The sequence below is a fragment of the Georgenia sp. Z2081 genome (assembly GCF_055326445.1).
In genome coordinates, this window is record NZ_JBUZNK010000017.1 from 1 (window position 1) to 13,660 (window position 13,660).

14 protein-coding genes and 1 pseudogene are annotated in these 13,660 nt (G+C 72.4%); 12 read left to right on the forward strand and 3 right to left on the reverse strand.

Annotated elements, in window-relative coordinates; genetic code table 11:
* The coding region (locus tag ACZLKG_RS15960) for an HNH endonuclease signature motif containing protein (protein WP_463649289.1) at nucleotides 1-1,159 on the forward strand (1,159 nt) is incomplete at its 5' end.
* 204 nt (nucleotides 1,160-1,363) lie between these two features.
* Here the strand turns inward: ACZLKG_RS15960 and ACZLKG_RS15965 are convergent.
* The 3 genes from ACZLKG_RS15965 to ACZLKG_RS15975 all read right to left on the reverse strand — a co-directional run bounded on the left by ACZLKG_RS15965 (nucleotide 1,364) and on the right by ACZLKG_RS15975 (nucleotide 3,982).
* A complete protein-coding gene (locus tag ACZLKG_RS15965; protein WP_463649290.1) occupies nucleotides 1,364-1,948 on the reverse strand; it encodes a biotin transporter BioY in 585 nt (194 codons plus the stop codon).
* A 299-nt stretch (nucleotides 1,949-2,247) separates the two neighbouring features.
* Nucleotides 2,248-3,243, reverse strand: coding sequence for an ABC transporter substrate-binding protein (locus ACZLKG_RS15970; protein WP_463649291.1), 996 nt, complete (start codon nucleotides 3,241-3,243; stop codon nucleotides 2,248-2,250).
* Between the two features lie 136 nt (nucleotides 3,244-3,379).
* Nucleotides 3,380-3,982 carry a nuclear transport factor 2 family protein gene (locus ACZLKG_RS15975; protein WP_425708815.1) on the reverse strand — a complete coding sequence of 201 codons (603 nt, stop codon included), beginning with the start codon at nucleotides 3,980-3,982 and terminating at the stop codon, nucleotides 3,380-3,382.
* A gap of 175 nt (nucleotides 3,983-4,157) precedes the next feature.
* Between ACZLKG_RS15975 and ACZLKG_RS15980 the strand changes: the two genes are divergently transcribed.
* The 11 genes and pseudogenes from ACZLKG_RS15980 (at nucleotide 4,158) to ACZLKG_RS16030 (ending at nucleotide 13,618) form a co-directional block, all read left to right on the forward strand.
* Nucleotides 4,158-5,432, forward strand: coding sequence for a DUF418 domain-containing protein (locus ACZLKG_RS15980; protein ID WP_425708814.1), 1,275 nt, complete (start codon nucleotides 4,158-4,160; stop codon nucleotides 5,430-5,432).
* 178 nt (nucleotides 5,433-5,610) lie between these two features.
* A complete protein-coding gene (locus ACZLKG_RS15985) occupies nucleotides 5,611-6,492 on the forward strand; it encodes a DUF881 domain-containing protein (RefSeq protein WP_425708813.1) in 882 nt (293 codons plus the stop codon).
* On the forward strand, nucleotides 6,492-6,824 hold the full coding sequence (locus tag ACZLKG_RS15990) for a small basic family protein (protein WP_425708812.1): 333 nt from the start codon (nucleotides 6,492-6,494) through the stop codon (nucleotides 6,822-6,824). The genes ACZLKG_RS15985 and ACZLKG_RS15990 overlap by 1 nt, the downstream gene beginning before the upstream one ends.
* Complete coding sequence (locus tag ACZLKG_RS15995) at nucleotides 6,821-7,675, forward strand: DUF881 domain-containing protein (protein WP_425708811.1); 855 nt, start codon at nucleotides 6,821-6,823, stop codon at nucleotides 7,673-7,675. Before ACZLKG_RS15990 ends, ACZLKG_RS15995 begins: the two co-directional genes overlap by 4 nt.
* Nucleotides 7,676-7,934: 259 nt before the next feature.
* Entirely contained in the window at nucleotides 7,935-8,336 is a 402-nt protein-coding gene (locus ACZLKG_RS16000) for an FHA domain-containing protein (RefSeq protein WP_463649308.1), read from the forward strand.
* Entirely contained in the window at nucleotides 8,333-9,106 is a 774-nt protein-coding gene (gene ftsR, locus ACZLKG_RS16005; protein WP_425708809.1) for a transcriptional regulator FtsR, read from the forward strand. Before ACZLKG_RS16000 ends, ftsR begins: the two co-directional genes overlap by 4 nt.
* Nucleotides 9,107-9,182: 76 nt before the next feature.
* Nucleotides 9,183-9,743, forward strand: a complete 561-nt coding sequence (locus ACZLKG_RS16010) for a bifunctional nuclease family protein (RefSeq protein ID WP_425708969.1) — start codon at nucleotides 9,183-9,185, stop codon at nucleotides 9,741-9,743.
* A 237-nt stretch (nucleotides 9,744-9,980) separates the two neighbouring features.
* On the forward strand, nucleotides 9,981-10,499 hold the full coding sequence (locus tag ACZLKG_RS16015; protein ID WP_425708968.1) for a MerR family transcriptional regulator: 519 nt from the start codon (nucleotides 9,981-9,983) through the stop codon (nucleotides 10,497-10,499).
* A gap of 136 nt (nucleotides 10,500-10,635) precedes the next feature.
* Nucleotides 10,636-10,731, forward strand: a pseudogene (locus tag ACZLKG_RS16020) (DUF2510 domain-containing protein); the annotation flags it as partial.
* Between the two features lie 336 nt (nucleotides 10,732-11,067).
* Nucleotides 11,068-12,024 (forward strand): pyrimidine/purine nucleoside phosphorylase family protein, encoded by a 957-nt coding sequence (locus ACZLKG_RS16025; RefSeq protein ID WP_463649312.1) that lies wholly within the window; start codon nucleotides 11,068-11,070, stop codon nucleotides 12,022-12,024.
* Nucleotides 12,025-12,043: 19 nt separating this feature from the next.
* The gene (locus ACZLKG_RS16030) at nucleotides 12,044-13,618 is read left to right on the forward strand and encodes a hypothetical protein (protein ID WP_463649292.1); all 1,575 of its coding nucleotides are present in this window, start codon (nucleotides 12,044-12,046) and stop codon (nucleotides 13,616-13,618) included.
* Nucleotides 13,619-13,660: the final 42 nt, after the last annotated feature.

Genomic DNA, 13,660 nt, shown 5'->3' on the forward strand with positions numbered 1-13,660 from the left:
AGCTGACAAGGCCTGGCGGCAGGACGATGCCCGCGAAGAACTGACCATCGCCCCGACCACGGGTGGGTATCACCTCACGGGGTGGCTCGACGAGCTGTCCGGGCAGGTCGTGACCACCGCCCTGACCGCTCACGCCGGCCGCAAGGGCGCCGAGGACGACCGCACCCCGGCCCAACGCCGCGCCGGCGCACTGGTCGCCCTGGCCCACGAGTCCCTCGACCGAGGTGAGCAGCAGGCCAACGCGCGGGTCCGTCCGCACGTGACGATCACCGCCACCCTGGACACCCTCACCGCCCTCACCAAAGCGACCGGGTCCGTGATCCCACCCGCCTCGGCGACCGCCGGCTGGCTGGCCACCCACGACCTCACCCCCAACCACGGCCAGGCCCATGCGGGACTACCCGCCGGGCAGATCGTCGCCCCGATCACCGCCGAGCAGACCCTGACCGCCCCCGGCGGACCCCGCGACCCCCACACCACCACCCGCACCCACACCACCACCCGCCCCCACACCACCACCCGCACCCACGCCGGTGCAGCGTTCGGTATCGACGCCACCTTCGGGCTGGTGGACGAGCGTGGCAGCACCCCCGACGGGTCGGCGAGCGAGGGCGGGTCGGGGATCTTCGACCTGTCCGAGACGGCACGGCAGTGGCTGACCGACTGGCAGCCCGGTGAGGATCACGTGATCTCGGCCGCGATCGACCCCCGCGTGATGGACGGCATCCAACCCGCCACCTTCGAGGACGGGACCCCCATCCCGCACGCGATGCTCGCCCGTCTGGCCTGCGACAGCGCACTGATGCGCGTCATCTTCGGCCCGGAATCCACAGTCCTCGACGTCGGACGAGAGAAACGGATCTTCCCCGCGAACATGACCCGGGCCATCCACGCCCGCGACCAACACTGCCAATACCCCGACTGCGACGAACCACCCGGATTCGGCGAGATCCACCACTCCCTGCACTGGTACAAGGACCACGGCCCCACCAGCATCGAGCACGGCATCCTGCTGTGCTGGCACCACCACGACCTCATCCACGCACGCAACATCACCATCACCCGCCGCACCGGCCACTGGCACTTCCACGACCAACACGGCCGACCCATCACCAGCCGGACACCCACCGGCCGCGACGAGCCGCACCAACGCGAATAAAGGCGCACCACCGACCTCGAGCGCGGGACACGGTCCGGATCAACAGGCGGCATGGCTACGAAGCGATGGCCGAGCGACGCCGCCTACCGACATTCGTGAAGCCCACGTGCGCCGTTCCGTCAGCTCGAGCCGCGGACCCCCGACGAACGACGCGCCGGGCGGGCCCTCTGCTCCGGCTCTACGGGAGCGCCAACAGCTCCCGACCTATCGGCGCACGCGGCGGACGATCGACCAGGCTCCGGGGAGCAGGAGTGCCGCTGCCGCCGCCTTGACGACGTCGCCGACGAGGAACGGGACCACGCCCAGGGTGAGTCCCGTCGCCAGGTCGACGCCGAGGAACATGATGAGCCACGGGACACCGACCGCGTAGATCGTCGCCGTCGAGGCCACCGCGAGCGCGGCGGTGCCCAGCACCGACCGGTCGGCCCGGCGACGGGCCAGCTTGCCCACCAGCACGGCGGCCACGAGGTATCCGAGCACGTAGCCGTAAGACGCGAACGCCCATCCCGAGCCGAACTCGGCGAACATCGGAATGCCCGCCGTGCCGGCCGCCAGGTAGACGAGGATGCTCGCGGCAGCCCGCGCAGGTCCGAGCGCCGCGCCGGTCAGAAGGACGGCGAACGTTGCCAGGGATACCGGGACCGGAGTGAAGGGAAGCGGGACCGCGACCCACCCGGCCACCGTGACGAACACGGTGCCCGCCAGCACCAGCGCCACGTCCCTGAGACGCGCACCCGGCACGAGGTCGGCAAGAACGGGTGCGCGCCGGAAGCTGGCGACTGAGGTCATGACATCTCCTTGGCTCTGGACACAGGTGCTTGCGCATCATTGCAGGTCGTCCGGCACCGTAGGCCGACCCTCCGGCAGACCGGCGAGACCGGCGAGACCGGCAGACCGGCGCCACCGACGTGAAACGACCACCGCCTCGACCGACCTGAAATGCCCACCGCCCCGACTGGCCGGCTCGTCCACCTGAATGCGGCGGGGGCCAGGGATCGACATCCGTGGCCCCCGCCGTCGTACGCCGTCACCGGCCGTCGCAGCCATGAGCTGCGGCTACCGTCCGCCCCGGCCGCTCGGACCGCCCCCTACTGAGCGTGCTCGAGGAGCGCGTCGAGGTCGACCTCCTGGTCCAGCAGGCCACGCTCGTCGGCCAGGTCGTGGTAGATCTGCACCGTCTCGCGCGAGACGTCCGGCTGCCAGCCCGGAAGGATCACCCGGTCCTCGAGCCCCTCGGGCAGGTCGAGGTAGGACTGCAGGATCTCCCGGACCGCGTCCGGGTTCTCCTGTGCATAGGCGTTGGCCTCGGAGATCGCGGACTGGAACGCCTCGACGGTCTCCTGGTTCTCGTTCGCGTAGGTGTCGGTCGTGAAGTAGGTGGAGATCTCCCACTCGTCGGCGATGTCGAGGAGCACCGCGGTCACCACGTGAGCTCCGCTGTCCTCCATCGCCACCGTGACGAAGGGCTCGACGATCCACGCCGCGTCGACGTCGCCGTTCTCCATCGCGGCAGGCATCGAGTTGAACGGCATCTCGACGAACTCGATCGTCGTGGGGTCAACGCCGGCGAGCTCGGCCGACTCCATGACCACCGAGTCACCGATGGCGTTGAGGGTGTTGGTCGCGACGACGGCACCCTCGAGGTTCTCGGGGCCCTGGATGCTCTCGTCGGCGGACATGATGGTGAACGCGTCCTCCTCGGGGTCGCCCGTCGACCAGACACCGGAGGAGATGATCTGCAGCGGCATCCCGGTCGAGGCGGCGATGACGGTCGACATCGAGTTGCCGAAACCGAAGTCGAAGTCGCCGGAGATCACGCTCGGGACGATGGCGGCACCGCCCTGACCGGACTCGGCGGTGACATCGAGGCCGTGCTCCTCGAAGATGCCTTCCTCGATGCCGATGTAGAGAGGGGCGACGTCGATGATCGGGATGACGCCGACCGTGATCGGCGTCAGCTCGTCCCCGTCGCCACCACCCTCACCCTCGGAGTCGCCACCGCCGCAGGCGGCGAGGACAAGAGCCGAGGCGGCGAGGGTGGCGCCGGCTGCGTAGCTGCGACGACGTGATCGGAGGGGGGACATGGTGCTCCTTGCTGTTGGGGGTGTGGTGCTGCTGACGCGATCGATGAGCGGGTGTGTGGTGGGGGCGTCGCGCAGGCCGGCCTCGTCACGAGGTCCGTCGCACGGCGGGCGGTTCGTCACGGGTGCGCCTCTCGTCTCAGAGCGGGGTACCCGCGGTGGGCGACCCGTCCAGCCAGGCCGCACCCTCGGCATAGAGGGTCTCGACGGCGGGGCCGGTGAGGCCCGGCAGGCCCTGCTTGATGGTGAAGCCGGCCTCCTGCTGGAGGTAGGCGAGATGCCGGTAGCCGAGCGGGAACGCGGCCAGCACGTCGGCGTCGAGCGTCAGGCCGGCACCCGGGTCGAGGACGTCGAGCCGGTCCTTCTCGTAGACGGGCTGACGTCGCACGATCCTCCAGTCGTCGTCCTCGACGGCGAAGAAGTCGTAGAACCGACCCGTGCACACGACGTCCACCTCGACGCCGTGCACGCGGGCGCGTTGCGAGATCGTCATCTTGGTCTGTGCCGTCGCTCGATCTCCGGCGACGTCGACGGAGGTCCCGCCGAGGAAGTGGAGGATCGACACCCCCTCCTCGAACGCGGTGCGGCTCGCCCCGATGAAGTCGGTGGCCGATCCCTGGAACCACGTGGCGGTCATGTATCCCTGCGAGTGCCAGACGGTGGCGAACCGCTCCCACAGGCCGGCGTCACGCCACAACGCCCAGCTCTCCACGACCTCGCGGATGCGCAGGCGGTCTGTCATGCCCCGGTCCACCGACACGCGAAACCTCCTTGTTCCGGACACCGCCCGTCCCGGGCGGTGCGCCGGGCGGCACCTGAGAGTAACCCGCGCGATGATGAATCCGGATGGGACGACCATCACGACTGGATCGCGAATCCGTCGCGGCCGGGCCGACGCGCTCTGCGACCATTCCGACATGTCGCAGCCCATCGGACCGGCAGAGCGCGGACCGACCCCGCTCGCCGAACGCGCACTCGCACCCGACCTTGCGCGTGGCGCGATGCTGCTGCTCATCGCCCTGGCCAACGTGCGGGCGTTCGTCGACGTACCGCGAGAGGGTCTGCGTGGCTACCCGGATCCGGCCACGACCACAGTGCTCGACGACGTGGTCGCCGCATTCCAGCTCGTTCTCGTCGACGGACGGGCCTACCCGCTGTTCGGGCTCCTCTTCGGCTACGGAGTCTGGCAGCTGGCGTCGCGTCGCCTGGACGACGGTGCTTCCGCAGCGACCGTGGTCGGGATCCTCCGACGTCGGTCGGTGGTGCTCGTCGGCATCGGTGCGGCCCACGGCATCCTGTTCTTCCCCGGTGAGATCCTCGCCGCCTACGGTCTGCTCCTGCTGCTCCTGCCCGGCGCCATGGTCCGCGCACACGACGCCGCCCTGCTCGCCTGGGCCGGAATCGCCGGCGTCCTCGTGGTCCTGCTCCTGGCGGGCTCGGGATCGTTCGGGGCCGTCGCCGACCCGATCCCTGCCGAGCTCGGCCCGGCAGTGCGTGAGCACCTCGTCGATTGGCCGACCGGCGGCGTCCTGTCCAACGCCATCGGCGTGAGCGTCACCGTGCCGCTGGGCGTGCTCGCTGCCCGCCACCGCGTGCTCGAGCAGCCCGCCGGGCACCGGGCTCTGCTGGTGCGCTGCGCGGCCTTCGGTCTCGGCGCGGCGGTCGTCCTCGGCGCCTGGTACGCGCTCGTCGCCGCGGGCGCGGTCGGGCCGCCGTCGGAGGGGGCCGCCCCACTCATGGGCCTGCTCCACGGCGCCGGGGGCTACGCAGGTGGGATCGGTTACGCCGCTCTCCTGGGGCTCGTCGCGACGCGGGTCGCGCACAATCCGGAGGGCGGTCCCGCTGCGCCTGGTCCCGCCACACAGGGCCTCGTCACGCCTGGTCGGACCGCGGCTCGCCGTCCCCGGGGCGGCGCCCTCACCACCGCGATCAGCTCGTTGGGCCGGATGTCGATGAGCGGCTACCTCCTGCAGACGCTGGTGTTCGTCGTCGTGCTCGTCCCGTGGGGTCCGCTCGCGCTGGGACGGGACATCACCAACCTGCAGGCGGCAGGTGTCGCGATGGGTGCCTGGGTCCTCGGCCTCGCCGTCGCCGCTGTCCTCGCCCGCGGCGATCGGCGTGGACCGTTCGAGGCGCTCGTGCGGTGGTGGACATACCGCGGGACCGCCGCCGGGACGCGTGGGCCAACCTGACCACCCGCGGACGGTGACGATCCGCGGACAGCGAGGCCCCTGCGGACCGTGACGATCCGCGAACAGCGAGGCCTCCGCGCACGGCGATGCCCCGGCGGACGGCGGTGAACCGCGCACCGAACCGGCACCTCCGGCGCGGTGCGGCGGAGGGGGCGGCACCCGGACCTACAGTGGCCCGATGGCGCACAAGGGGAGCGGGGTGCGGCGGCAGGAGCCGCGTCCACGGTCGTGGGAGTCCCCGCTGCGGGCCCTCATCGACCACCCGCTGGACGCCGGCTATGCCGAGGCCGCCGCGCGCCGCGAGAAGGAGGGGACGAGCACGGGCCCCGTCCTACGGGTCGCGACCTGGACGACCGTCCTCGCGGTCGGCGTCGGGCTGGTCGTGGCCGGCCGTGAGCTCGCCGCGCCGGAGGAGGGGCGCGACCCGGTCCGGGCCGAGCTCGCGGCACAGATCGAGGGAGCCGAGGAGGCGGCCGCGGCGCTGTCCACCGGCAACCAGGAGCTCGCCACCGAGGTCGACCTGCTGCGCGACGAGATCGTCGAGGGCGCGCCGTCGGACCTCGGCGAGGAGGCGCGGGTCGCGCTCGGGGGCTCGGCCCAGTACGCGATCTCGGGTCCCGGCATCGAGATCGTGCTGTCCGACTCCGAGGACGCCGCGGCGGGTGTCGCGGACGCCGACGACGGCCGGGTGCGGGACACCGACCTTCAGACCGTCGTCAACGGCCTCTGGGCGGCGGGGGCGGAGGGCGTGAGCATCGACGGCAGGCGCCTCGCGTCCACCTCCGCGATCCGGGCCGCCGGGCGCGCGATCCTCGTCAACCTCGAGGCGACGAGCTCCCCCTACACGGTCGTCGCGCTCGGTGACCCCGAGGAGCTGCGGGACTCGCTCCGCACGGGCACCGCAGGCCAGCACCTCCAGCAGCTGTCCGACCGGTACGAGATCGACGTGTCCTACGCGGACCTCGACGAGGCGACGCTCCCGGCGCTCCCACCGCGGACCACCACCTATGCGACGCCCCTGGATCCCACGGGCGGCCCGACGGGGCAGGGGGAGCGGTAGTGCTCGCGATCGTCGGACTTGCGATCGGCGTGGTCGTCGGGGTGGTCCTCGACCCGACCGTGCCCGCGTGGCTCGTTCCGTACCTCCCGATCGCCGTGGTCGCCGCGATGGATGCCCTGCTCGGCGGCCTGCGTGCCCGTCTCCAGGGCGTGTTCGACGACCAGGTCTTCATCACCTCGTTCCTCTTCAACACGGTGGTCGCCGCCTTCCTCGTGTACGTGGGCGACCAGCTCGGCGTGGGCGGTCAGATGACGACGGCGATCGTCGTCGTGCTGGGGATCCGGATCTTCTCCAACGTGGCCGCCATCCGTCGCCACATCTTCAAGGCGTGAGCACGGTGCCTGACGAGTCGCACGAGCGCCGGGAGAAGGACCGCAGGCCCGACGCCGAGCAACGCACCCCGGACGAGGAGGACCGGTCCGACGAGATGACGGACCAGGCGCACGACGGCGAGGACCGGGCCCACGTCGATGACGCCGCGCCCGACCCGGCCCGGCGGCCCTGGTGGCAGGGCAGGGCCTCGGACCTCCTCGTGGTGATCCTGTGCGCGATGCTGGGGATCGCGCTCGTGGCACAGGTGCGGCACACCCAGGAGGATCCGCTCGCGGCGCTCCGCCAGGACGACCTGGTGCGGCTGCTCGACGAGCTCGACCGGCGCAACATCGACCTCGTCGACGAGCAGGACCGGCTGCAGGAGGAGCTCGACGAGCTGCGCACCGCGGCCGACTCCTCGCAGGCGGCCGCCGATGCCGCCGCCGAGCTCGCGGGCACACAGGGTGTGCTCGCGGGTACCGTGCCGACGGCCGGACCGGGCGTCGAGATCGTCGTCACCGACCCCGACGACTCCATGCGGGCGCAGACGATGGTCACGCTGGTCCAGGAGCTGCGCAACGGTGGTGCCGAGGCCATCGAGGTCGACGGCGTCCGGCTGACGGCGACCTCGTACGTGGTTCGGCAGACCGGTGGCCTCGTCGTCGACGGCACGACGATCGCCTCGCCGTACGTCGTGCGGGCCATCGGCGATCCGCAGACGATGCGGGTCGCGCTGGAGATCCCCGGCGGGGCGATGTCCACCACGCGCGGCCGCGGCGCGGAGGTCGAGCTCGTCGAGCGGGAGCGGCTGGAGATCCTCTCCGTCGCCGAGCCGCAGGAGCTGGAGCACTCGCGGGTCGTCGAGGACTGAGACCCGACGTCCGGCTCCGGGCGCGCACAGCGGTGGCTGTGCCGTACGACCTGATCAGAGCTTGTCACCACGGTGACACGAAAGGTCACGATCAGACTACGATGGCACGACGGCCCCGCGACCCGCGGGCCGGATGCACCCCGCCGAAGGAGGCACCGCGATGTCCACCCCTCCGCCTCCCGCACCCGAGCCGTGGGACGACCCGCGGCTGCACCTCGAGGAGGACGGCACCAGCGCCGACTCCACCGCGCGTTTCGGGATGCTCGGTGAGCCGTCGGCCGACCCGTCCCTCCCCGGCCTGTCCGCCGAGGAGTCCAAGGCGGTCGCCGCCCTGCCGGCGGGCAGCGCGCTGATGATCGTGCAGCACGGTCCGAACTCCGGCGCACGGTTCCTGCTCGATGCCGCCAGCACCTCGGTCGGCCGGCACCCACGCTCGGACATCTTTCTCGACGACGTGACCGTCTCGCGCCACCACTGCGAGTTCCTCGTCCGGGACGGCGGTGTCGACGTGCGCGACGTCGGCTCGCTCAACGGCACCTACGTCAACCGCACGCGCATCGACGCCGTCCGCCTCCGCGCGGGGGACGAGGTGCAGGTGGGCAAGTACCGCCTGACCTACCACCCGAGCCAGGTCCGCGGCGAGGAGGCTCGCGAGGCGTGAGCGCCGCGCGGTCCAGGGCCTCCCGGCCGGAGCCGGGCGGTGACGAGCGTCCCGACGTCGCTGCCTCGACGAGCTGGCCCCCCGGGGTGAGCACGACCCCGGTCATGGCGATCGGCCAGGTCCTCGCGGTCCTCAAGGACGAGTTCCCTGCCATGACCCTGTCCAAGCTGCGCTACCTCGAGGACCAGGATCTCGTCCGGCCCCACCGGGCCCCGTCCGGCTACCGGAAGTACTCCCGGGCCGACGTCGAACGGCTGCGCTTCGCCCTGGCCGCCCAGCGGGACGCGTTCCTCCCGCTGCGGGTGATCCGCGACCAGCTCGACGACCTCGACGCCGGACGCGGCGTGCAGGACCCCACGCTCGCTCGGCTCGTGGCCCGCGACGGCCAGGTCGTCACGCCCTCGGCCGGGTCGCGCATGACCACCGTCGAGCTCGCGGACGCCACCGGCGCGAGCGTCTCCGACGTCGAGGCGCTGGTCGAGGCCGGTCTCGTCGGAGCGGATGCGCGCGGGCGGCACCCCGGATCCGCCGTTCCGGTGGTCGTGGCAGCGACGGCGCTCGGCCGGCTCGGAGTCGATCCGCGTCACCTGCGCACCGTCCGGCAGGCGGCCGAGCGTGAGGCGGGGACGATCGCCGCCGCGCTGGCACCCCTGCGCGCCGGCCGTTCGGGCGCCGACCTCGAACGCGCCCACGCGAGCGCGCGCGAGATGGGTGAGCTCTATGCACAGCTGCACGCCGAGCTGCTCAGACGAGCGATCTCGGAGTCCTGAGCCCGGCTCGGCCGACCGCCGTCCTCGGAACCTGATACTCGCAGTCCCGGTCGAATATGCTCGGGGCGTGCATGAGATGGAGGTCCAGGGGGTCGAGGTGACGCTCGACGGTGGCCGGGTCGTGCTCCTGCTCAGGGACCCACCCAGCGGACGGGTGCTGCCCATCGTCGTCGGTGCCCGGGAGGGCGCCGCCATCGCGTCCGTCCAGGCCGGGCTGGTCCCGCCGAGGCCGCTGACCCACGACCTCCTGCTGTCGACGATCCGGGCGCTGGGCTCGGAGGTGGTCGCGGTCGTCATCACCGCACAGCTCGACGGCGTCTTCTACGCCGAGCTCGTGCTCTCGTCCGGCGAGCGGATCGACTGCCGCCCGTCCGACGGCGTCGCGCTCGCCCTTCGGGCCGGTGCCGCGATCCGGTGCGCGCCAGAGCTGCTGCCGGAGCTCGGCGCGACGACCCCGGCGCGCGGCGCGGCACCCGGATCGGGGGCCGCCCCGGCGACGGGAGGGGGACCGGCGACGGGGGGCGGACGGTCCCGCGGTACCGACGGCGCGGCGATCGAGGACGCGGTGGCCGAGCTGCGTCGCGAGCTCGAGGGGCTCGGTCCGAACGACTTCGGGGACCCACGCAGCGAGAGCTGATCGTCGCGCGGCCGTCCGTCGGTGCGTGCCTCACCCGCACCACGAGCCACGTCGGAGGTCAGCGGTAAACTGGTGAGCGACCCGCCGACCGGCGTCGTTGACCCCGGTCACGGGGCGCCCTAGCGTGACGGTGTCACCGGGACCACGCACCCGGTCCCGCCACGAGAAACGGAGCCCACCGTGAGTCCCACGGAAGCCACCGGCGCGCACGCGCGCGGCCCGCAGCTGTCCCAGGGCATGCTGTTCGGCGAGACGCTCCCGGACATCGACGAGGACACGGGCTACCGCGGACCCACGGCCTCGCGCGCGGCGGGCATCACGTACCGACAGCTCGACTACTGGGCCCGTACCGGTCTCGTCGAGTCCTCCGTCCGCGGTGCCAACGGTTCCGGCAGCCAGCGGCTGTACAGCTTCCGCGACATCCTCGTGCTCAAGGTCGTCAAGCGCCTGCTCGACTCGGGCGTCTCGTTGCCGCAGATCCGCGTGGCGATCGGGCACCTCAAGGAGCGGGGCGTCGAGGACCTCGCAGGCATCACCCTCATGTCCGACGGCGCCTCGGTGTACGAGTGCACGTCCGACGACGAGGTGATCGACCTCGTCCAGGGTGGCCAGGGTGTGTTCGGCATCGCGGTGAGCCGCGTGTGGCGGGAGGTCGAGGGGAGTCTCGCCGAGCTGCCGACCGAGCGGGCCGAGACCGAGGACGTTCCCGACGAGCTCGCCCGCCGGCGCGCCGCGCGCAACCGCCAGGTGAGCTGAGCGCTCCTCGACCGGGACGTCGAGGTCCGGCGTCGCCCGACTCCTCGCGGAGCGCGCGGTCCCGGGGCAGAACTGCCCTGCGGATCACGCTCGACAGTGACCAGAACGTGACCTGCGCGGCACTACAGTGCCCCTCATGAGTGTCGCGCCCGGGTGGTACACCGATCCCTACGACCACGCCAGACTCCGGTACTGGGACGGAACCACGTGGACGGAGCAGTCCGCGGAGCAGGGCACCCAGCCCGGCCACGGTCATCCCGGTCCGGGCAGCCCGACAGCCGGGTCGCCGGGATCCGCGGCCGGCTTCGGCGCAGCTGCGGCCGGAGCCGGCTACGGCAGCGCGGGTTCACCGGGATCCGCGGCCGGACCCGGTTACGGCGGTGCAGGTTCATCCGGCTACGGCCCGGCCGGCGCCTACGGGGGAGCGGGCGCGTACGGCACCGGCGGTCCCGGCGGGGGATACGGACCGGGCGGTCCCGGTGGTTCTGGGGGTCCCGGGGGTCCCGGCCCTGGCGGTCCCGGTGCTGGCGGGGAGCCGGACAAGCATCGCAGTCCTGCGCTCATCGCGTTGCTGTCGATCCTTGGTGTGGCCGTCGTCGGCGTCGGGGGATACCTGATCTGGGACGCGGTCTCGGGCGAGGACGAGACCGCCGGCGGGACCACGCCGCCGCCGGCCACCACCGGTGAGCCCGCCACCGAGCCGGCGACCATCGAGCAGCCGACCACGGAGGAGCCCACCTCGGAGGAGCCGACCACGGAGGAGCCCACGACGGAAGACCCCACCACCGAGGAGCCGACCACCGAGGAGCCGACCACCGAGGAGCCGTCCCTCGCGCCCGGCGAGCTCGTCGGCAACGGCGAGACCGGCACGGCGTTCTTCGTCGACCCGGACGGCGAGGCGCTCGGCACCCGTTTCGAGTCCGCGATCGCCGACGACCAGGTGCTCACCCTCACGCTCCGCATCGAGGAGCGTTCGGCGGTGATCTTCGGCGGGCACTCTCCGGAGGGCGAGGACCTGCGGTTCAGTGCGTCCGGCGAGGGCGGCGAGTTCACCGGTGACGACTCCCGGGCCCTCATGCCCGTCTTCGGCTTCCCGCAGTCGTACCTCGACCCGGCGGGAGCCTGGGTGATGGAGCCCGGGGACTACGAGTTCACGGTCGACGAGTACGGCGGGGACGCCTCGCAGGTCGTCATGGAGGTCCACTCCGGCTCGCTGGTCGTCGGCGTTCCGTCCGACACGCCGGTGACCATCGAGGACGGTCGTCCGTCGGTGTTCATCCTCCACGTCGGCGAGGAGACCCCGATCCGTGCGGGTGTCCACGGGGACGAGGACACGATGATCTACGTCGTCGACCCGGAGCTGTTCGTCTACCACAACGACGACGCGCCGCCCGAGCACGAGCCGCGCAACCCGCTGGACGCCTCGGTCGACACCGACCCGATCCCGGTGGGGGACAGCGTGATCGTCGCCAGCACCTTCTGGGGAGACCCGACCGACGCCGTCGTCCACATCGCTCCGCGCTGATCGCGGACGGAGAGGCGGTATGGCGACGAGGCAGGGCGGAAGCCCCGAGCACGGCGAACCCTGGCGGTACGACGCCCAGCAGGACGGGCGTGACGGCGCGGACTGGGACGAGGAGCACGGCGACACCGTGCGCAGGCCCGCGGAGGGGCGGACCGGACAGTCACGGGCCACCGCGTACGGCGACCTCGGCTACGGGGACGCGGGCGCCATGAGCTACCCGGGCTCGTCCAGCCCGGTCCCGACGGGGGAGCACCGCGTCGCGGGTGGCTGGGGCGACGACGAGGTGGACGTCGAGACGACGACGGGCACCTACGCGGTACAGGAGCCGGACGGCGGCTACGACGGGTACGCGGCCGTCGGGGCGGGCGCCTACCGTTCCGGCGGCATCGACCCCTACCGGGGCCGGCCCGTGGACCCGGGGACCGCCACGTGGCAGCAGCCGCTGGAGGCAGGTGCTGCGCCCCAGGGGTCGGCCCAGCCCCACGCGGGCGGACCGCGAGGAAGTTTCGGGCACTCCCAGCCGCACTGGTCGGGAGGGCCGTCCGGTGCCCCGGGCCCCGGCGGGACCGCCGGTGCGTCCGGGTACGGGCCGGGTGGGTACGGCCGGGGGCCCGGGGGGCCCGGGCCGTACGGATCTCCCGGAGGGCCCGGCGGGCGGGGGCGAGGACCCGTCGTGGCCGTGCTCGCGCTCGTCGCGGTGATCGTGGTCGCCCTGGCTGCCTTCGGGATCTCCAGGCTCGTCGGAGGTGACGACACGGCCGACGACGGCGGGCCGGGGACCTCCGACCGGCCGCCGACGACTCCGTCGCCGAGCACGGAGCCGCCGACCGACGATCCCAGCGATCCGCCGTCGACCACCCCGCCCCCCGCGGGCACCGAGGGCTCCGCCGGGGGCGACGGCGACGTCTCCGGCCTGGCCTATCTCGTGGACACGTCCGGGAACGACCTCGGGGCGGGCGTCGACGGCGCGTTCCCGCAGGACGGCCAGTACACCTCGACCCTGCGGGTGATCGAGCGGGTGCCGGTGGTGGTCGCCGGCTACTCGCCCGACTACACGACCCTCTCGATCACGATCGAGGGCAACGGCGTGAACCACGAGCTCACCGACTCGGCGGACGTCTTCGACTTCCTCGACTTCAGCGGATTCCCGTCGAGCCTCGACCCCGCCGGCGCGTTCGTCCTCGAGCCCGGCGACTACGAGCTCGTGGTGACGTCCGACTACGGCGACCCGAGCGCGTTCGAGCTCGAGGTGGTCGCAGGCGACGGCACGACGCTCGCCGACGGTGACCAGCTCGACGTCGACGTCCAGCCCGACGACGCGATCCTGTACGCGGTGGACCTCGAGGCGGACCAGGAGCTCACGGTGACACTGACCGGCGAGGACACGGACCCGCTGCTGATGATCGCCTCGCCGGACGGGACGATCACGGAGAACGACGACTGGGAGAGCTCGACGAGCTACGACGGCGAGGACCTGCCCGACTGGCTCGACTCCGGACTCACCGTCTCCGGCGACGAGGGGGAGCACGTCGTCATCGTCACCACGTTCGGTGGGCAGGGCGGCAGGATGGTCGCCGACGCCACCATCGGGTAGCGCGCGCCACCTCGCGGGTGTGAGTCTTGCCGCCGTGGGTCG

Excerpts from the sequence above, each read along its gene's own strand:
- ACZLKG_RS15965 (WP_463649290.1), bottom strand. The coding sequence starts at position 1,948 with ATGACCTCAGTCGCCAGCTTCCGGCGCGCACCCGTTCTTGCCGACCTC.
- ACZLKG_RS15970 (WP_463649291.1), bottom strand. The coding sequence starts at position 3,243 with ATGTCCCCCCTCCGATCACGTCGTCGCAGCTACGCAGCCGGCGCCACC.
- ACZLKG_RS15975 (WP_425708815.1), bottom strand. The coding sequence starts at position 3,982 with ATGACAGACCGCCTGCGCATCCGCGAGGTCGTGGAGAGCTGGGCGTTG.
- ACZLKG_RS15980 (WP_425708814.1), top strand. The coding sequence starts at position 4,158 with ATGTCGCAGCCCATCGGACCGGCAGAGCGCGGACCGACCCCGCTCGCC.
- ACZLKG_RS15985 (WP_425708813.1), top strand. The coding sequence starts at position 5,611 with ATGGCGCACAAGGGGAGCGGGGTGCGGCGGCAGGAGCCGCGTCCACGG.
- ACZLKG_RS16000 (WP_463649308.1), top strand. The coding sequence starts at position 7,935 with ATGCTCGGTGAGCCGTCGGCCGACCCGTCCCTCCCCGGCCTGTCCGCC.
- ACZLKG_RS16010 (WP_425708969.1), top strand. The coding sequence starts at position 9,183 with ATGGAGGTCCAGGGGGTCGAGGTGACGCTCGACGGTGGCCGGGTCGTG.
- ACZLKG_RS16015 (WP_425708968.1), top strand. The coding sequence starts at position 9,981 with ATGCTGTTCGGCGAGACGCTCCCGGACATCGACGAGGACACGGGCTAC.
- ACZLKG_RS16030 (WP_463649292.1), top strand. The coding sequence starts at position 12,044 with ATGGCGACGAGGCAGGGCGGAAGCCCCGAGCACGGCGAACCCTGGCGG.